This window comes from Streptomyces cylindrosporus (genome assembly GCF_022698165.1).
In the GTDB taxonomy this organism is placed as follows: Bacteria; Actinomycetota; Actinomycetes; order Streptomycetales; family Streptomycetaceae; genus Streptomyces; species Streptomyces cylindrosporus.
Genome location: NZ_JALDAY010000011.1, coordinates 253,092 through 277,235, shown reverse-complemented (window position 1 = coordinate 277,235; position 24,144 = coordinate 253,092). Strand labels below are relative to the sequence as shown.

General features: G+C 71.2%; 24 protein-coding genes. 18 read left to right on the top strand and 6 right to left on the bottom strand.

Going from position 1 to position 24,144, the window contains the following annotated elements; all coding sequences use genetic code 11:
* Positions 1-96: 96 nt before the first annotated feature.
* From MQP27_RS34180 to MQP27_RS34170, 3 genes are all read left to right on the top strand, one after another.
* Positions 97-1,338 (top strand): alpha/beta fold hydrolase, encoded by a 1,242-nt coding sequence (locus tag MQP27_RS34180; protein WP_242772377.1) that lies wholly within the window; start codon positions 97-99, stop codon positions 1,336-1,338.
* Positions 1,304-1,816 (top strand): tRNA (adenosine(37)-N6)-threonylcarbamoyltransferase complex ATPase subunit type 1 TsaE, encoded by a 513-nt coding sequence (tsaE, locus tag MQP27_RS34175; RefSeq protein ID WP_242772374.1) that lies wholly within the window; start codon positions 1,304-1,306, stop codon positions 1,814-1,816. The genes MQP27_RS34180 and tsaE overlap by 35 nt, the downstream gene beginning before the upstream one ends.
* Positions 1,817-1,986: 170 nt before the next feature.
* On the top strand, positions 1,987-2,157 hold the full coding sequence (locus MQP27_RS34170; protein ID WP_242772359.1) for a hypothetical protein: 171 nt from the start codon (positions 1,987-1,989) through the stop codon (positions 2,155-2,157).
* On the opposite strand, the gene MQP27_RS34165 is transcribed toward MQP27_RS34170, so the two are convergent.
* Complete coding sequence (locus MQP27_RS34165) at positions 2,154-2,705, bottom strand: hypothetical protein (RefSeq protein WP_242772357.1); 552 nt, start codon at positions 2,703-2,705, stop codon at positions 2,154-2,156. The two genes, MQP27_RS34170 and MQP27_RS34165, sit on opposite strands and share 4 nt — an antisense overlap.
* A gap of 114 nt (positions 2,706-2,819) precedes the next feature.
* Here MQP27_RS34165 and tsaB point away from each other — a divergent pair, with 114 nt between their 5' ends.
* The 4 genes from tsaB to MQP27_RS34145 are packed head-to-tail and all read left to right on the top strand — an operon-like array spanning position 2,820 to position 5,311.
* A complete protein-coding gene (gene tsaB, locus MQP27_RS34160; protein ID WP_242772354.1) occupies positions 2,820-3,476 on the top strand; it encodes a tRNA (adenosine(37)-N6)-threonylcarbamoyltransferase complex dimerization subunit type 1 TsaB in 657 nt (218 codons plus the stop codon).
* Positions 3,473-3,979, top strand: coding sequence for a ribosomal protein S18-alanine N-acetyltransferase (gene rimI, locus MQP27_RS34155; RefSeq protein WP_242772349.1), 507 nt, complete (start codon positions 3,473-3,475; stop codon positions 3,977-3,979). Before tsaB ends, rimI begins: the two co-directional genes overlap by 4 nt.
* Positions 3,972-5,057, top strand: coding sequence for a tRNA (adenosine(37)-N6)-threonylcarbamoyltransferase complex transferase subunit TsaD (gene tsaD, locus MQP27_RS34150; RefSeq protein ID WP_242772347.1), 1,086 nt, complete (start codon positions 3,972-3,974; stop codon positions 5,055-5,057). The genes rimI and tsaD overlap by 8 nt, the downstream gene beginning before the upstream one ends.
* Positions 5,054-5,311 carry a hypothetical protein gene (locus tag MQP27_RS34145; protein WP_242772344.1) on the top strand — a complete coding sequence of 86 codons (258 nt, stop codon included), beginning with the start codon at positions 5,054-5,056 and terminating at the stop codon, positions 5,309-5,311. The genes tsaD and MQP27_RS34145 overlap by 4 nt, the downstream gene beginning before the upstream one ends.
* Here MQP27_RS34145 and MQP27_RS34140 read toward each other — a convergent pair.
* Both MQP27_RS34140 and MQP27_RS34135 read right to left on the bottom strand, forming a co-directional pair.
* On the bottom strand, positions 5,262-5,657 hold the full coding sequence (locus MQP27_RS34140; RefSeq protein WP_242772341.1) for a hypothetical protein: 396 nt from the start codon (positions 5,655-5,657) through the stop codon (positions 5,262-5,264). The genes MQP27_RS34145 and MQP27_RS34140 overlap by 50 nt on opposite strands.
* Before the next feature lie 27 nt (positions 5,658-5,684).
* On the bottom strand, positions 5,685-7,988 hold the full coding sequence (locus MQP27_RS34135; RefSeq protein WP_242772338.1) for a beta-xylosidase/alpha-l-arabinosidase: 2,304 nt from the start codon (positions 7,986-7,988) through the stop codon (positions 5,685-5,687).
* Between the two features lie 143 nt (positions 7,989-8,131).
* Here MQP27_RS34135 and MQP27_RS34130 point away from each other — a divergent pair, with 143 nt between their 5' ends.
* The 3 genes from MQP27_RS34130 (at position 8,132) to MQP27_RS34120 (ending at position 11,790) form a co-directional block, all read left to right on the top strand.
* Positions 8,132-9,196 carry a LacI family DNA-binding transcriptional regulator gene (locus MQP27_RS34130; RefSeq protein ID WP_242772335.1) on the top strand — a complete coding sequence of 355 codons (1,065 nt, stop codon included), beginning with the start codon at positions 8,132-8,134 and terminating at the stop codon, positions 9,194-9,196.
* 88 nt (positions 9,197-9,284) lie between these two features.
* Positions 9,285-10,622, top strand: coding sequence for an endo-1,4-beta-xylanase (locus MQP27_RS34125; protein ID WP_242772332.1), 1,338 nt, complete (start codon positions 9,285-9,287; stop codon positions 10,620-10,622).
* A 94-nt stretch (positions 10,623-10,716) separates the two neighbouring features.
* Entirely contained in the window at positions 10,717-11,790 is a 1,074-nt protein-coding gene (locus tag MQP27_RS34120; protein ID WP_242772329.1) for an LCP family protein, read from the top strand.
* A gap of 14 nt (positions 11,791-11,804) precedes the next feature.
* Here MQP27_RS34120 and MQP27_RS34115 read toward each other — a convergent pair whose 3' ends face one another.
* Positions 11,805-12,596 carry a hypothetical protein gene (locus MQP27_RS34115; protein WP_242772320.1) on the bottom strand — a complete coding sequence of 264 codons (792 nt, stop codon included), beginning with the start codon at positions 12,594-12,596 and terminating at the stop codon, positions 11,805-11,807.
* 145 nt (positions 12,597-12,741) lie between these two features.
* On the opposite strand from MQP27_RS34115, the gene MQP27_RS34110 reads away from it, so the two are divergent.
* The 4 genes from MQP27_RS34110 (at position 12,742) to MQP27_RS34095 (ending at position 18,153) form a co-directional block, all read left to right on the top strand.
* Positions 12,742-14,145 carry an FG-GAP-like repeat-containing protein gene (locus MQP27_RS34110; protein WP_242772318.1) on the top strand — a complete coding sequence of 468 codons (1,404 nt, stop codon included), beginning with the start codon at positions 12,742-12,744 and terminating at the stop codon, positions 14,143-14,145.
* 156 nt (positions 14,146-14,301) lie between these two features.
* Positions 14,302-14,658, top strand: a complete 357-nt coding sequence (locus MQP27_RS34105; protein WP_242772316.1) for a YciI family protein — start codon at positions 14,302-14,304, stop codon at positions 14,656-14,658.
* Between the two features lie 43 nt (positions 14,659-14,701).
* The gene (locus MQP27_RS34100; RefSeq protein WP_242772314.1) at positions 14,702-15,979 is read left to right on the top strand and encodes an RNA polymerase sigma factor; all 1,278 of its coding nucleotides are present in this window, start codon (positions 14,702-14,704) and stop codon (positions 15,977-15,979) included.
* A 149-nt stretch (positions 15,980-16,128) separates the two neighbouring features.
* Positions 16,129-18,153: a cell wall-binding repeat-containing protein gene (locus MQP27_RS34095; protein ID WP_242772312.1), complete on the top strand. Its 2,025-nt coding sequence runs from the start codon at positions 16,129-16,131 to the stop codon at positions 18,151-18,153.
* Between the two features lie 3 nt (positions 18,154-18,156).
* On the opposite strand, the gene MQP27_RS34090 is transcribed toward MQP27_RS34095, so the two are convergent.
* Complete coding sequence (locus tag MQP27_RS34090; RefSeq protein ID WP_443735761.1) at positions 18,157-19,317, bottom strand: THUMP-like domain-containing protein; 1,161 nt, start codon at positions 19,315-19,317, stop codon at positions 18,157-18,159.
* Between the two features lie 90 nt (positions 19,318-19,407).
* Here MQP27_RS34090 and MQP27_RS34085 point away from each other — a divergent pair, with 90 nt between their 5' ends.
* From MQP27_RS34085 to groL, 4 genes are all read left to right on the top strand, one after another.
* On the top strand, positions 19,408-20,340 hold the full coding sequence (locus tag MQP27_RS34085; protein ID WP_242772308.1) for a polysaccharide deacetylase family protein: 933 nt from the start codon (positions 19,408-19,410) through the stop codon (positions 20,338-20,340).
* The gene (locus tag MQP27_RS34080; protein WP_242772305.1) at positions 20,337-21,062 is read left to right on the top strand and encodes a polysaccharide deacetylase family protein; all 726 of its coding nucleotides are present in this window, start codon (positions 20,337-20,339) and stop codon (positions 21,060-21,062) included. Before MQP27_RS34085 ends, MQP27_RS34080 begins: the two co-directional genes overlap by 4 nt.
* 213 nt (positions 21,063-21,275) lie before the next feature.
* The gene (gene groES / locus MQP27_RS34075) at positions 21,276-21,584 is read left to right on the top strand and encodes a co-chaperone GroES (RefSeq protein ID WP_055493212.1); all 309 of its coding nucleotides are present in this window, start codon (positions 21,276-21,278) and stop codon (positions 21,582-21,584) included.
* Between the two features lie 128 nt (positions 21,585-21,712).
* Positions 21,713-23,338, top strand: a complete 1,626-nt coding sequence (gene groL, locus MQP27_RS34070; RefSeq protein WP_242772302.1) for a chaperonin GroEL — start codon at positions 21,713-21,715, stop codon at positions 23,336-23,338.
* Positions 23,339-23,395: 57 nt separating this feature from the next.
* Here the strand turns inward: groL and MQP27_RS34065 are convergent, their stop codons facing one another.
* Entirely contained in the window at positions 23,396-24,103 is a 708-nt protein-coding gene (locus MQP27_RS34065; RefSeq protein ID WP_242772299.1) for an ester cyclase, read from the bottom strand.
* Positions 24,104-24,144: the final 41 nt, after the last annotated feature.

Here is a 24,144-nt window from a genome sequence, read left to right as displayed (position 1 = left end):
CGGTACAGCACCGGCAGCATCAGTAACACAGGCAACATTGGTAACACGTGTATCACCCGACCCAGTGAACGAGAGTCCGGCGAAGAGGAGCGGTACGTGAGCGAGAGCAGTGCGGAGGCCGTCGCAGCCGTCGCCTCCGCCACGGGGGCGGCCGGGAACTGGCGCAGGGCGACCGGCATCGCGGGCGCCGCGATAGGCGTGGTGGCCGCCGGGGCCGCGGCCGGCGTCGCCATCGAGCGGCTCACCGTCGGCCGCGGGATGAGGAAGAAGGCACGGCTCGCGCTCGACTCGACGGGACCGTACGGCTCACTGCGCGGCACACCCGGCAAGGCGTACGCCGACGACGGCACGGAGCTGTACTACGAGGTCGACGACGTCGACCCGGCCGCCGTACCGCCGCTCAGCCCGCGCCGCCGACGGCTGTTCGGGCGGAAGGCGCCCGCCCCGGTCACCGTCGTCTTCAGCCACGGCTACTGCCTCAGCCAGGACTCCTGGCACTTCCAGCGCGCGGCGCTGCGCGGTGTCGTACGGACCGTGCACTGGGACCAGCGCAGCCACGGGCGGTCCGGGCGCGGGGTGCGGCAGGTGCAGGACGGGGTGCCGGTCGACATCGACCAGCTGGGGCGCGATCTGAAGGCCGTGATCGACGCGGCCGTGCCGGACGGGCCGATCGTGCTCGTCGGGCACTCCATGGGCGGCATGACCGTGATGGCGCTGGCCGACCAGTACCCCGAGCTGATCCGCGACCGGGTCGTCGCGGTCGCGCTTGTCGGTACGTCGTCCGGAAGGCTCGGCGAGGTCAACTTCGGGTTGCCCGTCGCGGGTGTGAATGCCGTACGGCGGGTGCTGCCGGGCGTGCTGAAGGCGCTCGGGCAGCAGGCGGCGCTGGTGGAGAAGGGGCGGCGGGCCACCGCCGACCTGTTCGCCGGGATCATCAAGCGGTACTCGTTCGCCTCCCGGGACGTCGACCCGGCCGTCGCCCGGTTCGCCGAGCGGATGATCGAGGGGACGCCGATCGACGTGGTCGCCGAGTTCTACCCGGCCTTCACCGACCACGACAAGACCGAGGCGCTCGCGTACTTCGCGGACCTGCCGGTGCTGGTGCTGGCCGGGATCGGCGACCTCGTCACGCCGAGTGAGCACAGCGAGGCGATCGCCGACCTGCTGCCGGACGCCGAGCTGGTGCTGGTTCCGGACGCCGGGCACCTGGTGATGCTGGAACACCCGGAAGTGGTCACCGACCGGCTCGCCGACCTCCTCACCCGTGCGGGTGCCGTGCCCGCAGGGGCTACCGTGGGTGGCTATGGAAGCACCAGCAGCACCGCACAACCCGGTTGAGACCCAGCTGACCGTCACGTCCCCCGAGCAGATGCTCGACCTGGGCCGTCGGCTCGCCAAGCTGCTGCGCGCCGGTGACCTCGTGATGCTCAACGGCGAGCTCGGCGCGGGCAAGACGACGCTGACCCGCGGGCTCGGCGAGGGGCTCGGCGTGCGCGGGGCGGTGACCTCGCCGACGTTCGTGATCGCCCGGGTGCATCCGTCGCTGGGCGACGGGCCGCCGCTCGTGCACGTGGACGCGTACCGGCTGGGCGGCGGACTGGACGAGATGGAGGACCTCGACCTGGACGTCTCGCTGTCCGACTCGGTGATCGTCGTCGAGTGGGGCGAGGGCAAGGTCGAGGAGCTGACCGACGACCGCCTGAACGTCGTAATCCACCGGGCCGTCGGCGATACGACGGACGAGGTGCGGCACGTCACCGTGACGGGGCTCGGGGAGCGCTGGGCGATGGTGGACCTGAGCGTGCTGTCAGCCTGACGTCTCCAGACCTGACGTCTCCAGGCCCGGCGTACGGACATTTCCGTGAACGTTTCCGACAAGACGTCGGCAAGATATTGCATTCGGCGTCTTGCGCGTGGTCACATGGTACCCAGCTCGTAGTTAGGTCTACCTAACTACGCCCGCCCCCGGGTCCTCAGGAGGCGTCCATGCCGGCCACCGAGAGCAACGAGCAGAAGCCGTACGCCGTCGTCGCGGGTGTGTCCATGCGCGAGCTGCTGGCGTCGTGCGCCGCGGCCAGCGCGATCTCGACCCCGCCACGGCTCCCCGATCCGGACGTGTCGAAGCAGCCGGTGCAGCAGCGCAGGGAAGCGGCCTAGCGGATCACGACCACGTTCGCGCCGATCGTCGCGAACTCCCACATCGCGTCGCCGTCCGCGCGCGACTCGCGGACCCCGCCCGTGCGCACGCCCGGGTCCGGGGCCGACTTGGGCTCCTTCACCGCCGCGCTGAAGCCGACCGCGACGCCGTCCACGTTCGCGAAGCGGACCACGTGCTCGATGGGGGTGCCGTCGGTGCCGGTGATCGTGTTCGAGCGGGAGGTGACCGGATAGGTGCCCGGGAGCGGGTCGACGCTGCCGGGGGTGACCTCGAAGGTGCGGGTGACCTTGTTGCGGGCGTCGACCAGCCAGACGCGGTCGTCGTCCAGCGAGTACACGACCCGCTCGCCGGTGCCGGAGTTCCCCGGCAGGGCGGTGGGGTTCCGCTTGTCGCGCGGTGCCTTGACGGCGGCCGCCGGGGAGGCGCTCGCGTGCGCCTTGCCCAGGTTCGCGGGGACGGTCGCGGAGGCCTGGTAGCCGAGGACCCCGACCGTCACGAGAGCCGCCGTGGTGAGCCCGAACACGAATCCGGAGCTGCCGTTCGCCACCGTCGCCCACCTGACCCATCGCCTCGTACGCCGTGCATCCCGGCGACCGTAGCAGCACGGACGGGTCCCACCCGGGCGGCAATGCCGCGGCTCGAGGAGCCGTAGGCTGTTTGCGTGCTCTTGCTCGCTCTGGATACCGCCACACCGGCCGTCACCGTCGCCCTGCACGACGGCACGGACGTCATCGCCTCGTCGAGTCAGGTGGACGCGCGCCGGCACGGGGAGCTGCTGCTGCCGGCCGTCGACCGGGTGCTCGCCGAGGCCGGACTGAAGCTCAATGCCGTCACCGGCGTCGTCGTGGGGATCGGGCCCGGTCCGTACACGGGCCTGCGCGTCGGGCTGATGACCGCCGACACCTTCGGGCTCGCCCTCGGCGTGCCCGTGCACGGCCTCTGCACGCTCGACGGCCTCGCCTACGCGGCCGACATCGGCCAGGGCCCCTTCGTCGTGGCGACCGACGCCCGGCGCAAGGAGGTCTACTGGGCGCGGTACGCCGACTCCCGGACCCGGCTGACCGACCCGGCCGTCGACCGGCCCGCCGACATCGCCGACCAGGTGGCGGGGCTGCCGGCCGTCGGCGCGGGTGCGCTGCTGTACCCGGACACCTTCCCGCAGGCACACGAGCCCGAGCACGTGTCCGCCGCGGCCCTCGCGAGCCTGGCCGCCGAGAAGCTCGCCGCGGGCGAGGAGCTGCCGGCGCCCCGGCCGCTGTACCTGCGCCGCCCCGACGCCCAGGTCCCCAAGAACTACAAGGTGGTCACCCCCAAGTGACCACACCCGTGACCCCTCGGCTGCGCGAGATGCGCTGGTGGGACATCGATCCCGTGCTGGAGCTGGAGAAGGACCTCTTCCCCGAGGACGCCTGGTCCCGGGGCATGTTCTGGTCCGAGCTGGCCCATGCGCGCGGCCCCGAGGCGACGCGGCGGTACGTCGTCGCCGAGGAGGGCGACCGCATCGTCGGCTACGCGGGACTCGCCGCCTCCGGTGACCTCGCCGACATCCAGACCATCGCCGTCGCCCGCGACCACTGGGGCACCGGCCTCGGCGGTCTGCTGCTGACCGAGCTGCTGCGGGCCGCCACCGCCTTCGAATGCGCCGAAGTGATGCTGGAGTGCCGGATCGACAACATCCGCGCCCAGAAGCTCTACGAGCGCTTCGGCTTCGAGGGCATCGGTTTCCGGCGCGGCTACTACCAGCCGGGCAACGTGGACGCCCTGGTCATGCGGCTGACAGACCCATCAACCTCCGTACAAGGAACCGAGATCCATGGCTGACGAACCCCTGGTCCTGGGGATCGAGACCTCCTGCGACGAGACCGGTGTCGGCATCGTGCGCGGCACCACCCTGCTGGCCGACGCCGTCGCCTCCAGCGTCGACGAGCACGCGCGGTTCGGCGGCGTGGTCCCGGAGGTCGCCTCCCGCGCCCATCTGGAGGCGATGGTCCCGACCGTCGACCGCGCGCTGAAGGAGGCGGGCGTCAGCGCGAAGGACCTGGACGGCATCGCGGTCACCGCGGGCCCCGGTCTCGCGGGCGCGCTCCTGGTCGGCGTGTCGGCGGCCAAGGCGTACGCCTACGCGCTCGGCAAGCCCCTCTACGGCGTGAACCACCTCGCCTCCCACATCTGCGTCGACCAGCTGGAGCACGGCGCCCTGCCCGAGCCGACGATGGCGCTGCTGGTGTCCGGCGGGCACTCGTCCCTGCTGCTGTCCACCGACATCACCTCCGACGTCCGCCCGCTCGGCGCGACCATCGACGACGCGGCCGGCGAGGCCTTCGACAAGATCGCGCGCGTGCTGAACCTCGGCTTTCCCGGCGGCCCGGTCATCGACCGTTACGCCCGCGAGGGCGACCCCTCGGCGATCGCCTTCCCGCGCGGCCTGACCGGCCCGCGCGACCCGGCGTACGACTTCTCCTTCTCCGGGCTGAAGACGTCCGTGGCCCGCTGGATCGAGGCGAAGCGGGCGGCGGGGGAGGAGGTGCCGGTGCGTGACGTGGCGGCGTCCTTCCAGGAGGCGGTCGTGGACGTGCTGACCCGCAAGGCCGTGCGGGCCTGCAAGGACGAGGGCGTCGGGCACCTGATGATCGGCGGTGGCGTGGCCGCCAACTCGCGGCTGCGGGCGCTGGCGCAGGAGCGGTGCGAGAGGGCGGGCATCCGACTCCGGGTGCCGCGGCCGAAGTTGTGCACGGACAACGGCGCGATGGTGGCCGCGCTGGGTGCCGAGATGGTCGCCCGGGGCCGCGCCGCCTCCAGCTGGGATTTGTCGGCGGACTCCTCCCTGCCGGTGACGGAGCCGCACGTCCCGGGGCACGACCACGTCCACGAGGTCAGCAAGGAGAACCTCTACTCGTGACGGTCGCCCTGATGTGGGAGGCGCGGGCGGCCGAGGGCCGGGGCGAGGACCTCCTGTCCTGGGCACGGGCCCAGCACCTCACACCCGAGCCCCTCCGCCGGGAGACCTTCCGCGCGCCCCAGGACCGGGTACTGGTCATCACCTGGTGGGACGCGGCCTACGACACCGAGCTGCCCGAACTCCCCGAGCCGGACGGGGAGTTGGTCATGCGGGCGGTACATCGCTGGCGGTTCGAGCCGGTGCCGGAGGCCTGACGGAGGAGTACGTCAGCCACCACGGTTCCTGGCGGCGGCAGCCCCGCCACACCCGCCGGCCGGGCCGGCCAGTCTGTGGGCCGAACGAGTCACGCCGCGGGGGCCGGGCGTCGCTCGGTAGGGGGAGCGCGGCCCGCAGGTCCCGTATCCCGCTGATCCACCTGATCCCCGAGACGTGCAGCAGCGTCAGCACGGCGAGGCAGCCGGCCGTGTACGCGATCGCCTTGACCACGGTGTCGCCGCCCACAGGCATCCCCCGTACCAGCACCGCGACCGTCCACCCGATCAGAGCGCCCGCCAGCCACGTCACCCCGGCCGCCAACTCGTGGTACACGTACCTGTGCATCGCCCCCCCGCGTCCCCCGGCCGGAGATCACCCCACCTCCGACACCTCCGTCCCGCACAGCAGCCGTCGGTCGGTGCCGAGTGCCCTCGTCGGGCCCACGAGGTTCAGCCGGGCGGTGTGTCGTGCGTCCGTGCTCGATTTCGCCAACCGTAGTTCCAGCGCGCCGGGTTCGACCACCCGCGCACCCGAACGGTCGGTGAACGCCGACAGGTCCGCGTGGAAGGCGAAGGTGACCCGGGCCGCCTCGCCGGGCGCCAACTCCACGCGCTGGTAACCGATCAGGCGTACGTCCGGACGCGTCACGCTCGCCACCGGGTCGTGCAGGTACAGCTGTACGACCTCCGCGCCCGTCCGGGCACCGGTGTTGCGGACCGTGACCGAGACGTCGTACGAGCCGTCCGTGCCGATCTCCGCACCCGTGGCGTCCGACTCCCAGGTGAAGGTCGTGTACGAGCGGCCGTGTCCGAAGGGGTACAGCGGCGTCGGGTCGAGGTTGCTGACCTCGCCCGCGAGGCCGAGGGGCGGTTGGAGGTACGTCCACGGCTGGCCACCCGGCACCCGCGGGACGCTCACCGGGAGCCGTCCCGACGGGTTCACGCGGCCGGACAGGACGCCCGCCACCGCCGTACCGCCCTCCTCGCCCGGGAAGAACGCCTGTACGACGGCGGCGAGTTGGCCGTGCCAGCGGCCCAGCGCATACGGCCGGCCGGTGAGCAGGACCAGGACCACCGGGACCCCGGTGGCGACCAGCGCGTCCAGCAAGTCGCCCTGCACACCCGGCAGATGAAGGTCCGTCACATCGCAGCCCTCGCCCGAGGTGCCCCGCCCGAACAGGCCCGCCCGGTCGCCGAGGACCGCCACGCACACGTCCGCCTCGGCCGCCCGCGCCACCGCCTCCTCGAAGCCGGCCCGGTCCGGGTCGTCCACCCCGCAGCCCTCGGCGAACGTCACCTTGGCGTCCGGGAGTTCGGCGCGCAGGGCCTCGATCACCGTCGGGATCTCGATGCCCATCGGGATCTCGGGGTGGTGGGTCAGGACGTGGGAGGGAAAGGAGTAGCAGCCCAGCATGGCGAGGGCGTCGGCGGCGCGCGGGCCGACGACCGCGATCCGGGTGTCGGGGGCCAGCGGGAGCAGACCGTCGGGGTTGTCGAGGAGGACCACCGACTCCTCGGCCAGGCGGCGGGCGATGGCGCGGTTCGACGCCGAGTCGAGGTCGATGGGGGCGGTCGGCTCCGGGGTCCAGTCCTCGTCCAGGAGGCCCAGTTCGCACTTCTGGAGCAGGACCCGGCGGGCCGCCCGGTCGATCAGGGACTCGGGGATCTCGCCCGCCCGTACGGCTTCGACGAGCGGGGTGCCGTAGCACTTCAGGGTGGGCAGTTCCACGTCCAGGCCGGCCGCGAGCGCCGCGTGCGCCGCCTCCGCCTCCGTGCCGGCCACCCGGTGCTGGGTCTGCAGGAAGCCGACGCCGAAGTAGTCGGCGACCACCGTGCCCGTGAAGCCCCACCGCTCGCGCAGCAACTCGGTCAGCAGACCCGGGTCCGCGGAGGCCGGGATGCCGTCCGTGTCGTTGTACGCGGCCATCACCGACCTCGCCCCGGCCTCCCGCAGCGCCATCTCGAAGGGCGGCAGCGTGATGTCCGCGAACTCCCGCACGCCCGCCCGCACGGGCGCGAGGTTGCGGGCGCCGGCCGAGGAGGCGTACCCGGCGAAGTGCTTGAGGGTGGAGACGATCCCGGCCGACTCCAGGCCCCGTACGTACGCGGTGGCGACCGTGCCGACCAGGTACGGGTCCTCGCCGATGGTTTCCTCGACCCGGCCCCAGCGCGGGTCCCGTACGACGTCCAGGACCGGGGCGAGGCCCTGGTGCACGCCGACCGAGCGCAGGTCGCGGCCGATGGCGCGGGCCATCTCCTCGACCAGCCCGGGGTCGAAGCTCGCGCCCCAGGCGAGCGGCACCGGGTAGGCGGTGGCCCGCCAGGTGGTGAAGCCGGCCAGGCACTCCTCGTGCGCGAGCGCGGGAATGCCGAAGCGGCCCGCGGCGGCGATACGGCGCTGGGCGCGGGCCAGTGCCTGCGCGCCCAGCGCCGGGTCCACCGGGGCCGTGCCGAAGGGGCGGGTGAGCTGGCCGAGACCGTGGGTGATCAGCTCGTCCCACTCGTAGTCGGAGGACATCTCGCGCTGCAGCGGCGCGACCCCCTCGCCGTCGGTGTCGGCGCCCACCCAGACGCCGTACAGCTGGGCGGTCTTCTCCTCGAGGGTCATCCGGGAGAGGAGGTCGTCGACGCGGGAGTCGGCGGGCAGGGCGGGGTCACGCCAAGGGGCGGTGGTCATGAAACTCCTGCTCTTGTCGAGTGGGGTGCGGCCCTCTCACGAATGCTGACTGCGAATGTTTCGTTGTTAGTATCGAATGTTCCGGGAACCTAGGCCGGTCGCAAGGGTTCGTCAAGAGGTCGCGCAGGGATACGATCGCCGCCATGACGCCCCCCGAGCCCGTTGAAACACGGACGACAACCGCGACGACAGGCCGGTCGACACAGACCGCGACCCTCGCCGAGATCGCCCGTGAGGCCGGCGTGTCCGCGCCGACTGTTTCGAAGGTCCTCAACGGCCGTGCGGACGTGGCCCCGGCCACCCGCACCCGGGTCGAGGAACTGCTGCGCGCGCACGGCTACCGGCGCAGGCGCGCCGAGGCCAGCCGCTCGCCCCTCCTCGACCTGGTCTTCCACGAACTGGAGAGCGCCTGGGCGATGGAGGTCATCCGGGGCGTGGAGAACGTGGCCCGGGACACCGGCCTGAGCGTGGTGCTGAGCGAGAGCGCGGGGCGCCTGACCCCCGGCCGCACCTGGGCCGACCAGGTCGCCGCGCGCCGCCCGCACGGCGTGATCCTCGTCCTGTCCGGCCTCGACGAGTCCCAGCGCGCGCTGCTGACCAGCCGCTCCATCCCGTTCGTGGTGATGGACCCGGCGGGCGACCCGGGCGTCGACGTGCCCTCGATCGGCGCCACCAACTGGCAGGGCGGCCTCGCCGCCACCCGGCACCTGGTGGAACTCGGCCACACTCGCATCGGTGCGATCACGGGTCCGTCCCACATGATGTGCAGCCGCGCCCGCGTCGACGGCTACCGGGCCGCCCTCGAAACCGCCGGGCTCCCCGTCGACCCGGCGCTCATCGCGACCGGCGACTTCCACCACGAGACCGGCTACCGCCAGGGCCTGCAGCTGCTCCGCCGCCCGAACCGCCCCACCGCCGTCTTCGCCCTCAACGACCTCCAGGCGCTGGGCCTGTACGAGGCCGCGCGCGAACTGGGGCTGCGGATCCCGGAGGACCTGAGCGTGGTCGGCTTCGACGATCTGCCGGTGGCCCGCTGGGTGGGGCCGCCGCTGACGACCGTACGGCAGCCGCTGACGGAGATGGCCGAGGCCGCGGCGAAACTGGTGCTGGACCTGGGGCGGGAGGACCAGGTGCCGGTGGCGACGCGGGTGGAGCTGGCGACGAGTCTGGTGGTGCGTTCGAGCACGGCGGCGCCGCCTGCCGTTTAGCGGGACTGTATTGACGGCCGTGGTGGGTCGCCCCACACTGCTCCGAAGCCAATCGGTTGTTCAGCCGAAACTTTCGGAGGTACCCGCAATGCGATCTCTGAGAACAGGCTTATCCCTGGCGGCCCTCGTCACCGGCGTCGCCGTGCTCTTCACGGCACCCGCGGCGCACGCCGCCGACACTCCGCTCCGCGACCTCGCCACCGCCAAGGGCAAGGTCATCGGTACGGCGGTCACCGGGTCCAAGCTCACCGGCACCTACGGCGACATCGCCGGCGCCCAGTTCAACTCGCTCACCCCCGGCAACGCCATGAAGTGGGGCTCGGTCGAGCCGACCCAGGGCAGCTTCAACTGGACCGAGGCCGACCAGATCGTCGCCTTCGCGCAGGCCCACAATCAGCAGGTGCGCGGCCACACCCTGGTCTGGCACAACCAGAACCCCAGCTGGCTGACGAACGGCAGCTGGACGTCCGCCCAGCTCAGCAGCCTCCTCCAGAACCACATCAGCACGGAGGTCGGCCGCTACAAGGGCAGGATCGCCGCCTGGGACGTCGTCAACGAACCCTTCAACGAGGACGGCACCTACCGCTCCACCCTCTGGTACGACGGCCTCGGCGCGGACTACATCGCCAGCGCCCTGACCTGGGCGCGGGCCGCCGACCCGGACGCCAAGCTGTACATCAACGACTACAACGTCGAAGGCGTGGGCGCGAAGTCGAACGCCCTCTACAACCTGGTGAAGGACCTCAAGAGCCGGGGCGTCCCGATCGACGGAGTCGGCCTCCAGGCCCACCTGATCCTCGGCCAGGTCCCCGCCACGCTCCAGCAGAACATCCAGCGCTTCGCCGACCTCGGCGTGGACGTGGCGATCACCGAACTGGACGTACGCATGGCGCTGCCGTCCGACAGCACGAAGCTCGCCCAGCAGGCCGCCGACTACAAGGCGGTGCTCGCCGCGTGCGTCGCGGTGACCCGGTGCGCGGGCGTCACCGTCTGGGGCTTCACCGACTCCGACTCCTGGGTGCCGAGCACCTTCCCGGGGTACGGGGCCGCGACGCCGTACGACGAGAACTACGCGCCGAAACCGGCGTACTACGCGATCGCCCAGGCGCTCGGCGGCACCCAGTCGACGGACGGCTGCTCGGCGACGTACAGCGTGACGAGTCAGTGGAACACCGGGTTCACCGGGCAGGTGACGATCGCCTGCTCGGGGACGGCCGCCCTGTCCTCCTGGCGGGCGAGCTGGACCTTCGGGGCCGGGCAGCAGATCACGCAGGCGTGGAACGCGACGTGCACGCAGAGCGGGTCGACGGTGAGCTGTGCCAACGCCTCCTACAACGGGACGGTGCCGAGCGGCGGTTCGGTGAGCTTCGGCTTCAACGGGTCCTGGAGCGGCAGCAACCCCGTACCGACCGTGACGCTCGCCTGACGGACTGCTGAGAAGCGTGAGATTTTCCGAAGAAAACCGTCGCTCGTGGTCGTCGCTAACAATCTCCTAATAATTCGGACTTACGTTCCTGCCCGTGACGGGACACCTTGCGGGACACGAGGAGAGCGGCGACGCGGGCAGACCAAGGGGCCGGCGGTCGACCGTACTGAAGATCGCCGGCCTCACCCTGGCGGGCCTGCTGGTGCTGGCCGCGGGCGCGGCGGGACTGGCCTACTGGCACCTCGACAGCAACATCAAGAGCGTCGACATCGACCAGGCGCTGGGCGACGACCGCCCGGCGAAAGGGGTGACGACCCCGTCGTCGTCCGCGTCCGCGTCCGCCTCGGCGTCGCCGCTGCCCACCGGTTCGCTGAACATCCTGGTCCTGGGCTCGGACTCGCGCAGCGGCAAGGAGAACAAGGCGCTGGGCGGGGGGAGCAGTTCCGGGGCGCGGTCCGACACGGCGATGGTGGTGCACATCGACGCGGGGCGTAAGAAGGCCACGATCGTCAGCATCCCGCGCGACACGCTGGTCACCCGCCCGTCCTGCCCGCTGAAGTCGGGCGGCTCCACGGCGGTGGCGTACAACGCGATGTTCAACAGCGCCTATTCGGTGGGCGGTCCGGTGTGCGCGGTGAAGACGGTCGAGTCGATCACGAACGTCCGCATGGACCACTACATCGAGATCGACTTCGCGGGCTTCGCGAAGCTGGTGAACGCGCTGGGCGGGGTGACGGTCACGACCGACGAGGACATCGACGACGACGACAGCCATCTGCACCTCAAGGCCGGCACGCATCACCTGACCGGCAAGCAGGCGCTGGCCCTCGCCCGCACCCGGCACGGCATAGGCGACGGCAGCGACCTGGGCCGCATAGGCCTCCAACAGAAGCTGGTGAAGGCCCTGTTGGAGCAGATGGCCTCGACGAACCTGCTCACCGACCCGGCCAAGCTGTACGAGGTCGCCCAGGCGGTCACCAGCAGCCTCACCACGGACACCGGCCTGGACTCGATCAGCGAACTGGTCGGCCTCGGCCGAAGCCTGGAGAGCCTCTCCTCCGACTCGGTGAAGACGGTGACGATGCCGGTGGTCACGGCCCCGTCGGACCCCAACCGGGTGGTGGCGAAGGAGCCTGCGGCGAGCGAGCTGTGGGAGTCGCTGAAGTGAGGTGTGGGGCGCGGTCAGTGGGCGCTGGGTAGGCCGGGCGTCGAAGGCCTGCCCTTTCCCCTGCGGGGTGACGGCGGCTCGGGGAGCTGGTGCGGTGAAGGGGGCGAGACCGATGAAGGGGGCGGGGGCAAGTCTTCCGGCGGCGCTGGATGGGCCCGAAGTTCCGATGCGGCCTGCGAGACGTTTTTCACGCACTCCTGCAGCCTCTGCGCGTTGATGCCCGCCACGGCCTCGCCGAGGATCCGGGTCAGGTCGGTCGCGATCGTGAGAAGCGAGGGGCCCAGCAGGTACTGAGTGACCTTGACGGCAGCCTTGATCTCCCTGCTGCTGTCCCGCGTTGCTTCGCTGAGCGCCTTGCTTGCCCATGCCTCGGCGCCGGCGTCCCGCAACGAGAGCAAGGAGGCGATCTCGAAGCCGAGGGAGACGGCCCTCTCGCCGGGGTGGGACTCGGTCGCTTCGCCCGGCCGGAACGCCCCGGCGAAAACCCTTTGGCGCGTGGCGGCGGGGAAGTTCTGTGAACGCAGCTCCACGTTCAGGGACTTGAGCTCTTTGACCAGGGTGCTCCGGGCGGTGCGATGCGCGAACTCGGCCGCTGACGGAGAGGCCGGACGACGGGTCGTGTCGGGCGAAAGGTTCTCGATGAGCTCGCTGACCTTCTTGGACAGAACCGCAGGGTTGTCCCAGTGCTGGGCTGCTTCAGCGAGGGCGCGCGGCGCATCGAACGGTAGGACCTCGGGCAGCAGGGAGATGCGCCTGCGCCGACGACGTGCGTCTCCGCCGTACCCGCCCGGTTCCTTGAAGGACATGGCCCGCTCCCTCGTGCGACGGCTCAGTCCTTCGAACGTACAGAAGCGAGGTTCGTCCGGACAGCGTGCCGCCGCGCAGTCCCTACAACCCCGGTCCCCGGTGACGCGTCTTCCTTGGTGTCGCCGTTAACCAGGAGGTCTCCCCTTGTTACCCCTTCCTCTGCCCGCCCGTTGGACGGTCCCGGTGGTCGCCGGTCTGGTCGCGCTGGGAGTGACTCCGCCGCAGGATCTGGGCCAGGCCGAGGCGGCGACTCCCGCGCCCGTCCGGGAGGACTTCAACGGTGACGGTTACGGCGATCTCGCGATCGGGGCTCCCGGGGCCACGGTCGCGGGTCACGCCAAGGCGGGTTACGTGACGGTGATGTACGGCGGCCCGCACGGCCTCTCCGCGACCCGACGTACCGTCATAACCCGTTCCACGGACGGGATTCCGGGCAGCGCGGCGAGCGGTGAGGGCTTCGGGGCGCAACTGTCACGGGGGGACCTGGACGGCGACGGCTACGCGGACCTGGTCATCGGCAACCGGGCGGGGACGAGCGACGCGGTGGTCGCCTGGGGTGTCCGCAAGGGCCTGTCCGGCTCCGGCGCGAGGTCCGTCCCCGCCACCAGCACCCAGACCGGCGACTTCAACGGCGACCACAAGCCCGACCTGGCCCTCTTCCGCACCCGCCCCTCCGCCGGCGACGACCCGAACGGCAGCACGGCGACCGTGTGGAACGGCCCGTTCACCCGGACCGGACAGCACGGCGCGCAGACCGCCCTCGACGCCGACCACCTCAAGTACTACGACATCGAGGGCGGCGCCACGGGTGACGTGAACGGCGACGGCCGCGACGACCTGGCGCTCACCGTCTACTGCGGCGACGGCAACTACTGCACCCGCTACTACACCGGCTCGGAGTCCGGCCTGGCCGCCGCCCCCGACGACACCGTCCCGAACGGCTCCGGCGCGATCGCCCTGGGCGACCTGAACGGCGACGGACACGTCGACGTGTCCGTCGGCGGCACGGACTTCTCGCAGGTCACCGTCGTGTACGGGTCGGCCTCGGGCCCGCGCCCCCGCACCACCTGGAAGACGTTCTCGCCGGACACCCCCGGCGTCCCCGGCACCGCCTCCGACGTCGACCGCTTCGGCGCCTCCGTCTCCGCCGGCGACATCAACGGCGACGGCATCGACGACCTCGCCGTCGGCGTCCCGGGCACCGAGATCGGCTACGACGACGACGCGGGCGCGGTCGACGTCCTGTACGGCACCAAAGCGGGCCTGACCGGCAAGGGCGCCCAGTCCTTCACCCAGGACACCCCCGCCGTCCCGGGCACGACCGAACTGGGCGACGCCTTCGGCTCCGCGGTCCGGCTCCTCGACATCAACGGCAACGGACACGCCGACCTGGCCGCCGCGGCGGTGGGGGAGGACGGCGGGAACGGGGCGGTGTGGTCGCTGAGGGGAAGCCCGACGGGGGTCGTGACGGACGCGGCACTGCTGTTCGGCCCGAAGGCGATCGGGGCGCCGTACGCGAAGGCGGAGTTCGGGTTCGAGGTGAAGTGACGTCGGGAACCGTCGCGCTGGGCACGACGTACCCCGGAAAAAAATCTTCGAGGTTTTCCGATGAGGTTGTCGATCCCGCGGGGTCCCGATCGACGCACAGGTGAAAGGGCCGGAAACCCCCGGCCCGCCGAACCAGAACCTCACCGAGGAGTCCTCATGCCCCGCTACCTCTCCCTCGTCCGGATCGACGAGAACACCATGCCCGCCGAAGGCCCCAGCCCCGAGCTGATGCAGCGCATGGGCGAGCTGATCGAGGAGGTCACCAAGGCCGGTGTCATGCTCGACACCGCCGGGCTCACCCCGTCCGCCCAGGGCACCCGCGTGACCTGGCAGGGCGGCGAGATCTCCGTCACCGACGGCCCCTTCACCGAGTCCAAGGAGGTCATCGGCGGCTACGCGATCATGCAGTGCAAGGACCGGGCCGAGGCCCTGGAGTGGGCCACCCGTTTCCTGAAGGTCCACGAGGACCACTGGACCGTGACCTGTGAGGTCCGGGAGATCGCGGAGGGCTGAGATTCCTTGGCCCGAGGCCGTCCGGGGTGTTGCATGGTGGGCTGTGGAACCACAGCCCACCGCCACTCGTACCGAGCAGCACGCCACGCACGCCATCGAAACCGTCTTCCGCATAGAGTCCCCCCGCATCATCGCCGCCGTCACCCGCGTCGTCCGTGACATCGGCATCGCCGAGGAACTCGCCCAGGACGCCCTGGTCGCCGCCCTGGAGCAGTGGCCGCGTGACGGTGTCCCCGACAATCCCGGCGCCTGGCTCATGGCCATCGCCCGCCGTCGCGCCGTCGACCTGGTCCGGCGGCGGGAGAACTACGCCCGCAAGCTGGCGGAGATCGGCCGCAGCCTGGAGACCACCGTCCCGCCCGAGGAGCCCGCCGACCCGGACGACATCGACGACGACCTGCTCCGGCTCGTCTTCACGGCCTGCCACCCCGTGCTGTCCGCCGAAGCTCGCATCGCCCTCACCCTCCGCCTCCTCGGCGGCCTCACCACCACCGAGATCGCCCGCGCGTTCCTCACCCCCGAGCCGACGGTCGCCCAGCGCATCGTCCGCGCCAAACGCACCCTCGCGACCAAGAACATCGCCTTCGAGGTGCCGTACGGGCCGGAGCGCGAGGCCCGGCTCGGGTCCGTGCTCGACGTCATCTACCTGATCTTCAACGAGGGGTACGCCGCCACCGCCGGCGACGACTGGCTGCGCCCCGCGCTGTGCGAGGACGCACTGCGCCTGGCCCGTGTCCTGTCCTCCCTCATGCCGAAGGAGCCCGAGGTGCACGCCCTGACCTCGCTCCTGGAGTTCCAGTCCTCCCGCGCCGCCGCCCGCACCGGCCCGAACGGCGAGCCCGTCCTCCTCAGGGACCAGAACCGCCGCCGCTGGAACCGCATGCTCATCGCCCGCGGCATCCAGGCCCTCCACCGCGCCGACGCCACGGCCACCGGCGCCCCGGGCCCGTACGCCCTCCAGGCCGCCATCGCCGCCTGCCACGCGCACGCCTACACCTACGAGGAGACCGACTGGGCGAGCATCGCCACGCTGTACGGCCTGCTCGCCGCCCGCACGCCCTCGCCCGTCGTCGAACTCAACCGCGCCGTCGCCGTGTCGATGGCCGACGGTCCGGGCCCGGCGCTGGAGATCGTCGACGCCCTCGCCGGTGAACCCGCCCTGCGGGAGTACCACTTGCTGCCGAGCGTGCGCGGGGACCTGCTGCAACGGCTCGGGCGGACCGCCGAGGCCCGGGAGGAGTTCGCACGGGCGGCGGGGCTGGCGCGCAACGAACGTGAGCGGGAGCTGCTGCTGGCGCGGGCCGAGGAGTGCGGTTCGTAACCCCATCGCGGTTCGTAACCCGATCGCGGTTCGTAACCTGATCGCGGGCAACTGTTCACTCGTAACTCTGTTCCCCCCGCGCCTCGTTGGTCACTACAGTTACCCAGCCCCTGTGCGGGGCCTGTGCAGATCCATGGGGGGTCGACAACTTGAGACTGTTCACGCGCCGCCGTGCCGCGGCGCTCTCCACCGCGGCCGTGCTGGCCGCCATGGGCACCCTGGCGAGCGCGCCGGGTGCCGTCGCCGACGACGCCGGGCCCTGGCCGGGCACCGAGGGCAAGATCCTGACCGACGGGCCGCGGCTGATCGACCCGGCCACCGGTACGGCCACCGACCCGGCCGTCGGCTCCGGCCAGTACGGCGCCTGGGCGCCCGACGGCAGCCGGTTCGCCACCATCTCGGACCAGACCATCACCAGCGTGCGCGCCAGCGGCTCCACGAAGATCACCCTGCCCAAGGCGCAGGGCATGCGCTCCGGCGGCTCCGGCTACACGGACCTGGCCTTCGGATGGAGCGGCCGTTACGTCGTCTTCTCCGTCGGCGGCCAGCTCGCGTACGGCCCCTCGGACGGCTCCTGGGCCCCCGAGCCGCTGCTGTCGAGCACCCTGGGCCCGTCGAGCGCCTGCGACAGCAACCCGAGCGTGAGCGGCGCCGGCCTGGTCGCCTTCGAGCGGCGCAGCGGCGGCTGCGGCGCCACCCCGGGCGTCTACGTCTACGAGCCGTCCACGCAGACCGTCAAGCGCGTGCTCACCGACGCCGCGCAGCCCGTCTACTCGCCGGACGACAGCAGGCTGGCCTTCGTCCGCGGCGGCAAGATCTTCACCGCGAACGCCGACGGCACGGACGTCAAGCAGATCACCACCGACGCGCGTACGTACGCCAACCCGTCCTGGTCGCCCACCGGCACCCGGATCCTCGCCGACGTCGAGACCGCGACGGGCGGCGGCGGTTACGTCCACTCCACCGAGTACGTCGACCTGGCCACCGGTGCGTTCACCGCCGTACCCACCAACTGGCAGGGCAGCAACCCCAGTTGGCAGCCGCTGCGGAAGAACACCACCGCCCGGGTGTGGGGCGCCGACAGCTACGCCACCGCCGTCGCCTCCTCCCGCTTCAGCTGGAACACGGTCGGCCAGAGCGAGCCGGGCCTGCTGAACGCCAAGGCGGCCGTGCTGGTCAACCAGGACGACTCGGCGTACTCGCTGACCGCGCCCGCGCTGGCCGGCAAGAAGCAGGGCCCGGTGCTGATGACGCCGAAGACGGGCCTGTCGACGGCGGTGAAGAACGAGCTGAAGCGCACCCTCAAGAAGGGCGCGAGCGTCTGGATGCTCGGCGGCACGTCCACCCTCACGACCAACGTCTCCGCGCAGCTGAAGACGCTCGGGTACGTCCCCAAGCGGCTGTCCGGCACGGACCGTTACGACACCTCGGTCAAGGTGGCCAAGGCCGTCACCACCGCCCCGACGTACGTGTTCCTGGCCAGCGGCACCGACTACAAGGCGGCCCTCCCGGCGGCCTCGGCGGCGGGCGCGGAGGGCACCGGCAGCACGGGCGGCCTCGTCCTCACGGCCGGCAAGAAGCTGACCGCGTCGGTGAAGTCGTACCTCAACACCCTCAACCCGGCCAAGACGATGGTCATCCCGGTCGGCTCGGACGCGAAGTACGCGCTGACGCACACGGACTTCTCGCACTGGCCGTCGACGTACTACTACTACCCGGTCACGGCGACCACCAGCGAAGGCCTCTCGGTGGCCCTCGCCAAGTTCTGGTGGGGCGTCCCGGGCCAGATCGCCCTCGCCTACACCGGCGCCTGGCGCGACGGCATCTCCGCGGGCGCGGCGATGAACATCTACGGCCCGCTCGTCTGGACCTCCCGGCCCGCGCTGTCCAGCGAGGTCAAGAGCTACCTGCTGCGGGAGTCCGCGGGCACCCAGGCCGCCGTCGCCTTCGGCCCGACCGCCTCGGTCACCGCGGGCGCGCTGAGCACGGCCGGCGCGTCGATGAGCGCGAGCGGCAGTCAGTTCGTGTACCGGCCGTTCTACAACGGCGTCGACTCGTCCACGAGCACCTTCGCCCAGCGCACGGCGGGCAGCGCGACCGCCGCCGCCACCAAGTCCGGCCGGCCGACGGCCGATCCGCACCTGGGCTCGCTGAAGACGGTCCAGCACCAGTAGCGGTTACGCCGGGGCGCCGATCAGCATGGTCGGCGCCCCGGCGACCCGCGTCAGGAACACGGTCGCCGAGTTCGGTCCGCTCGGCTTCACCTTCTTCCGCAACTCCTCCGGCTCCACCGCCGACCCCCGCTTCTTCACGGTCAGGATCCCGACCTCACGCTCCCGCAGCAGCGCCTTCAACTTCTTGACATTGAAGGGGAGTCGGTCGGTGATCTCGTAGGCGGTGGCGTACGGGGTCGGACGCAGCTCGTCGGCCGTGACGTAGGCGATGGTCGCGTCGATCAGGCCGCCGCCGAGGTCCTCGGCCACCTCGGCGACCAGGTGGGCGCGGATGACGGCGCCGTCGGGTTCGTACAAGTACCGTCCCACGGAGCGGACTTGTGGGTCGGGCAGGCCCCTGCCGAGAAGTGTGCGCGGGCCCGGCAGCAGGGTGGCGCGTACCGTCCCCGGCGCCGTCCCGAACCACAGCACCGCCTCCTTCACGTCCCCGCCGTCCGAGATCCACTCGGCCTCGGCGTCCTCGGGCACGGCCTCGTGCGGGATGCCGGGGGCGACCTTGAGCGCGGCGTGCGGGGCCCCGCGGGCCGCCTCGATCGCCCAGGAGAGCGGCGGCGAGTAGGCCTCGGGGTCGAAGACGCGGCCCCGCCCGCCCCGCCGGGCCGGGTCCACGAACACGGCGTCGTATCCCGCCGTGTCCACCTCCGTGACGTCCGCCTCGCGCACCTCGACGAGGTCGGCGAGCCCCAGCGCATCCGCGTTCGCCCGCGCCGCGGCGGCCGTCAGGGGATCCCGGTCCACGGCGAGCACCCTGATCCCGGCCCGCGCCAGCGCGATCGCGTCGCCCCCGATCCCGCAGCACAGGTCGGCCAGCGAGGTGACCCCCAGCGCCTTCAGACGTTCCGCGCGGTACGAGGCGACACTCGCGCGCGTCGACTGCTCGACGCCGTTCGGCGTGAAGAACATGCGGTCCGCGTCCTCGGCGCCGAACTTCGCCACCGCCCGCTGCCGCAGCCGAGCCTGCCCGAGCGCGGCCGACACCAGCTCCGCGGGGTGCTCGCGGCGCAGCCGGGTGGCGACGGCGAGTTCGTCGGCGGGGGCCGTGCCGCGCACCTCGTCGAGGAGGGCGCGGCCTTCGGGGGTGAGGAGGGGGGCGAGGTCGTTCACCGGCTCATTGTGGGCCAGTCGGTGGATGGTGTGCCTCCGGTCGCGGTGTCGGCCCGGGGGCGGGGCGGTGGCCTGCGAGGATCCGGCACCATGCGAGTAGTCGTACAAAATGACAAAAATCGGTCGTCGCGTGGGGCCGGGATCCGCGGCGGGATCGCCGTGCTCGCCGTCGCCGCCATCGCCTCCGGCTGCGCACAGGGCGCCGAGCACAAGGCGGTGCCCCCTGCCCCCGGTCAGCAGCGCCTGAAGGCGCCCGAGGCGCGCGCCCTGGACACGTACGCCACCAGGCTGCGCGCCGCCATGACCGCACGGGCGGCCGCCGCGAAGCGCTGGGGGCTGAAGCAGGTGCCCCTGACGGCCCCGCCGGCCCCGGCGCACAAGCCGCACATCACCGCGCGCAAGGGCTTCGAGGTGGACGACCAGGAGGAGCTGAACCTCCCGCCGGTGTTCACCACCGTCCCCACCAAGGAGCGGATCGTCTTCCTCACCATCGACGACGGCGCCGAGAAGGACCGGGCGTTCCTGCGGATGATGAGCGAGCTGAAGATCCCGTACACCGCCTTCCTCAGCAACTTCCTGGTCAAGGACGACTACCCGTACTTCCGCCGGATGCAGTCCGAGGGCGTGACGCTGAACAACCACACCCTCACGCACCCCTTCCTGCCCGGACTGTCGTACGAGGAGCAGAAGCACGAGATCTGCGGCATGCAGAAGGTCATGAAGAAGGAGTTCGGGAAGGCGCCCACAGTCTTCAGGCCGCCCTTCGGGAACTACAACCGCGACACCCTGCGCGCCGCCAAGTCCTGCGGCATCAAGTACGCGCCGATCTGGGACGAGGAGGTCTTCGTCGACCACTGGGAGTACCGCGAGTGGGACCAGGACCTGCACCCCGGCGACATCGTGCTCACCCACTTCCGCGGGCGCGACGAGTGGAAGGGCACGATGGTCGACGACATGCGCCGCTTCCTGAACCGGGTCACCGCCGACGGGTACGCGGTGGCCCGCCTGGAGGACTACCTGTGAGGCGGCCGGCGCTCGCGGCCGGTGCGCTGGCCCTCGCGGTGCTGCTCACCGGCTGCGCCCAGTCCGTCGACCCCATCGAACGGCTGGGCAAGAAGGCGGCCCAGCGGGTACGGGCCCACGGCCCCTCCGCGCCGCAGCTCCCGCCGGTCGTCTCCCGCGTCCGCACCCGCGACCGGGTCGTCTTCCTCACCTACGACGACGGCGCCGAACGCGACCCCCGCTTCGTCGACCTGGTCCGCGAACGGCGGCTGCCCGTCAGCCTGTTCCTCACCGACGACGTCATGGGACCCGGGTACGGCCACTTCGCGCGCCTTCAGTCGGTCGGCGCGACCCTGCAGAACCACACCCTCGACCACTCCGCCCTGCCCGGCCTGCCCTACGCCGGCCAGCGCGCCGAGATCTGCGGCCAGCGCGACAAGCTGCGCTCCCGCTTCGGTATCCGCCCGGACCTCTTCCGCCCGCCCTACGGCGCGTACGACACCACGACCCTGCGGGCGGCGGCCGACTGCGGGGTCTCGGCGCTCGTGCTGTGGCGGGCGTCGGTCACGGGGAGCGGGCAGCTGGCATACACGCACGGCGAGGACCGGCTGCGCCCCGGGGACATCGTGGCCGTGGACCCGGACGGCGGGACGGGTCTGACGCTGGAGCAGCGGACGGCGCGGCTGCTGCGGGAGGTGCGGGGGCGGGGGCTGCGGGTGGGTCGCCTGGAGGACTATCTCTGACCTCTCGCGAGGACTGTCTCCGACCTCTCACAGGGACGCGATTAGCAGTCCGCTTGACCGAGTGCTAATCACGGTCATAGTCTCGGGTCTGGCACTCCCCCCTGGAGAGTGCCAAATAGCGACGGGCAGGTCCGGCACCCGCGACGACGGATCCACCTGGTCGCCACCTCAGACAGTTAACCCCGTGAGATCTCCGAAGGGGGAGGTCGGATCGTGACGACCGCCAGCTCCAAGGTTGCCATCAAGCCGCTCGAGGACCGCATCGTGGTCCAGCCGCTGGACGCCGAGCAGACCACGGCCTCTGGCCTGGTCATCCCGGACACCGCCAAGGAGAAGCCCCAGGAGGGCGTCGTCCTGGCCGTGGGCCCGGGCCGCTTCGAGAACGGCGAGCGCCTGCCGCTCGACGTCAAGACCGGCGACATCGTGCTGTACAGCAAGTACGGCGGCACCGAGGTGAAGTACAACGGCGAGGAGTACCTCGTCCTCTCGGCCCGCGACGTGCTCGCGATCATCGAGAAGTAATTCACCTGCTTCCTCACCGAAGCACCTTGCTTGTGAGCTGCGCCCCGGGTTCCCGCGACCTTATGAAGCCGGGCGTCCGGGGCGCGGTTCGTTTCACCAACGTTTTCCGAGAGGGCTGAACCGCTCCCATGGCGAAGATCCTGAAGTTCGACGAGGACGCCCGTCGCGCCCTCGAGCGCGGCGTCAACAAGCTGGCCGACACGGTCAAGGTGACGATCGGCCCCAAGGGCCGCAACGTCGTCATCGACAAGAAGTTCGGCGCGCCCACCATCACCAACGACGGCGTCACCATCGCCCGTGAGGTCGAGGTCGAGGACCCGTACGAGAACCTCGGCGCCCAGCTGGTGAAGGAGGTGGCGACCAAGACCAACGACATCGCGGGTGACGGTACGACCACCGCCACCGTGCTCGCCCAGGCGCTGGTCCGCGAGGGCCTGAAGAACGTCGCCGCGGGTGCCTCCCCGGCGCTGCTGAAGAAGGGCATCGACGCGGCCGTGGCCGCGGTCTCCGAGGACCTCCTCGCGACCGCCCGCCCGATCGACGAGAAGTCCGACATCGCCGCCGTCGCCGCGCTGTCCGCCCAGGACCAGCAGGTCGGCGAGCTCATCGCCGAGGCGATGGACAAGGTCGGCAAGGACGGTGTCATCACCGTCGAGGAGTCCAACACCTTCGGCCTGGAGCTGGACTTCACCGAGGGCATGGCCTTCGACAAGGGCTACCTGTCCCCGTACTTCGTGACGGACCAGGAGCGCATGGAGGCCGTCCTGGAGGACCCGTACATCCTCATCAACCAGGGCAAGATCTCCTCCATCGCCGACCTGCTGCCGCTGCTTGAGAAGGTCATCCAGGCCGGCTCCTCCAAGCCGCTGCTGATCATCGCCGAGGACGTCGAGGGCGAGGCCCTGTCGACCCTGGTCGTCAACAAGATCCGCGGCACCTTCAACGCGGTCGCGGTCAAGGCCCCCGGCTTCGGCGACCGCCGCAAGGCGATGCTGCAGGACATGGCGGTCCTCACCGGCGCCACGGTCATCTCCGAGGAGGTCGGCCTCAAGCTCGACCAGGTCGGCCTGGACGTGCTGGGCTCCGCCCGCCGCGTGACCATCACCAAGGACGACACGACCATCGTCGACGGCGCCGGCAACTCCGAGGACGTCGTGGGCCGCGTCGCCCAGATCAAGGCCGAGATCGAGAACACGGACTCCGACTGGGACCGCGAGAAGCTCCAGGAGCGCCTCGCGAAGCTGGCCGGCGGCGTGTGCGTGATCAAGGTCGGCGCCGCCACCGAGGTGGAGCTGAAGGAGAAGAAGCACCGCCTGGAGGACGCCATCTCCGCGACCCGCGCCGCGGTCGAGGAGGGCATCGTCTCCGGCGGCGGCTCGGCGCTCGTCCACGCCGCGAAGGTCCTTGAGGACTCCCTCGGCAAGACCGGCGACGAGGCCACCGGTGTCGCGGTCGTCCGCCGCGCCGTCGTCGAGCCGCTGCGCTGGATCGCCGAGAACGCCGGCCTGGAGGGTTACGTCATCACCTCCAAGGTCGCCGAGCTCGACAAGGGCCAGGGCTTCAACGCCGCGACCGGCGAGTACGGCGACCTGGTCAAGGCCGGCGTCATCGACCCGGTCAAGGTCACCCGCTCCGCCCTGGAGAACGCCGCGTCCATCGCCTCCCTCCTCCTGACGACCGAGACCCTGGTCGTCGAGAAGAAGGAAGAGGAGGAGCCGGCGGCCGCGGGCCACGGTCACGGCCACGCGCACTGAGTTCAGTAGCCACTGAAGGGCCCGGCACCCGGGGACGGGTGCCGGGCCCTTCGGCGTCTACCGCTCCAACTCGTCCAGGGCGCCCAACTGCGCCATCAGCCCGAGCCGGTCGTACTCCCACCACGCCTCGACGATCTTCCCGTGCTCGCCGAACCGGTGCGTGGTCACGCCGGTCATGGACACCTTCTTCCCGCTGGCCGGCAGCCCCATGAACTCACCGGTCTGGGTCCCGTTCCAGGTCCACCGCGTACACACGCGGTCGCCCTGTGCGATCTGGTCCTGCACGTCGAAGACGAACTCGAACCCGCCGCGCCACATCTCCACTTCCCGCCGCAGGGCGTCCATCCCCATGGTGTCCTGCTCATTGGCGGGATCGTGGTCGTGGTAGTTCTCGGCGACCAGGTCGTCGAGCGGCGGCAGCGCGCCCGGGACGGCGATGGCCGCGAAGAACCGCCGCGCCGTGTCCGCGTTCAACTGCTCGTCCCGCACGACGTCCAAATCCGTGAAGGTCGGCATCTCGTCACAGAGAGCGACCATCTCCTGGAAGATCCGGTCCGTCTCGGGCAGGTTGGAGTTCCGCATGGCCTCCTCGTACGACGGAAACTCCACGATCTCGATGAAGTGCGACGCGTCGGACCGGTCCTTCCCGATCACACTGTGCGTCGCGGTCCGCTTCCCCTTGGTCTGCTCGACCCACGTGTCCATCAGCCGGTTCATGTCGTCGAAACGGCTGGTCCTGCAGTCGATGATCTGAACGAAGGTCATGGTGGTGCCTCCGGTCCCGGTGAGGTCGGGTGGGTCCGGTT

Bases quoted from the DNA above. Each gene is read 5' to 3' on its own strand.
- MQP27_RS34105 (WP_242772316.1), top strand. From the start codon at position 14,302: ATGCCCCGCTACCTCTCCCTCGTCCGGATCGACGAGAACACCATGCCC.
- tsaE (WP_242772374.1), top strand. From the start codon at position 1,304: ATGGAAGCACCAGCAGCACCGCACAACCCGGTTGAGACCCAGCTGACC.
- MQP27_RS34125 (WP_242772332.1), top strand. From the start codon at position 9,285: ATGCGATCTCTGAGAACAGGCTTATCCCTGGCGGCCCTCGTCACCGGC.
- MQP27_RS34140 (WP_242772341.1), bottom strand. From the start codon at position 5,657: ATGCACAGGTACGTGTACCACGAGTTGGCGGCCGGGGTGACGTGGCTG.
- tsaD (WP_242772347.1), top strand. From the start codon at position 3,972: ATGGCTGACGAACCCCTGGTCCTGGGGATCGAGACCTCCTGCGACGAG.
- MQP27_RS34065 (WP_242772299.1), bottom strand. From the start codon at position 24,103: ATGACCTTCGTTCAGATCATCGACTGCAGGACCAGCCGTTTCGACGAC.
- MQP27_RS34170 (WP_242772359.1), top strand. From the start codon at position 1,987: ATGCCGGCCACCGAGAGCAACGAGCAGAAGCCGTACGCCGTCGTCGCG.
- MQP27_RS34130 (WP_242772335.1), top strand. From the start codon at position 8,132: ATGACGCCCCCCGAGCCCGTTGAAACACGGACGACAACCGCGACGACA.
- MQP27_RS34115 (WP_242772320.1), bottom strand. From the start codon at position 12,596: ATGTCCTTCAAGGAACCGGGCGGGTACGGCGGAGACGCACGTCGTCGG.
- MQP27_RS34085 (WP_242772308.1), top strand. From the start codon at position 19,408: ATGCGAGTAGTCGTACAAAATGACAAAAATCGGTCGTCGCGTGGGGCC.
- MQP27_RS34135 (WP_242772338.1), bottom strand. From the start codon at position 7,988: ATGACCACCGCCCCTTGGCGTGACCCCGCCCTGCCCGCCGACTCCCGC.
- groL (WP_242772302.1), top strand. From the start codon at position 21,713: ATGGCGAAGATCCTGAAGTTCGACGAGGACGCCCGTCGCGCCCTCGAG.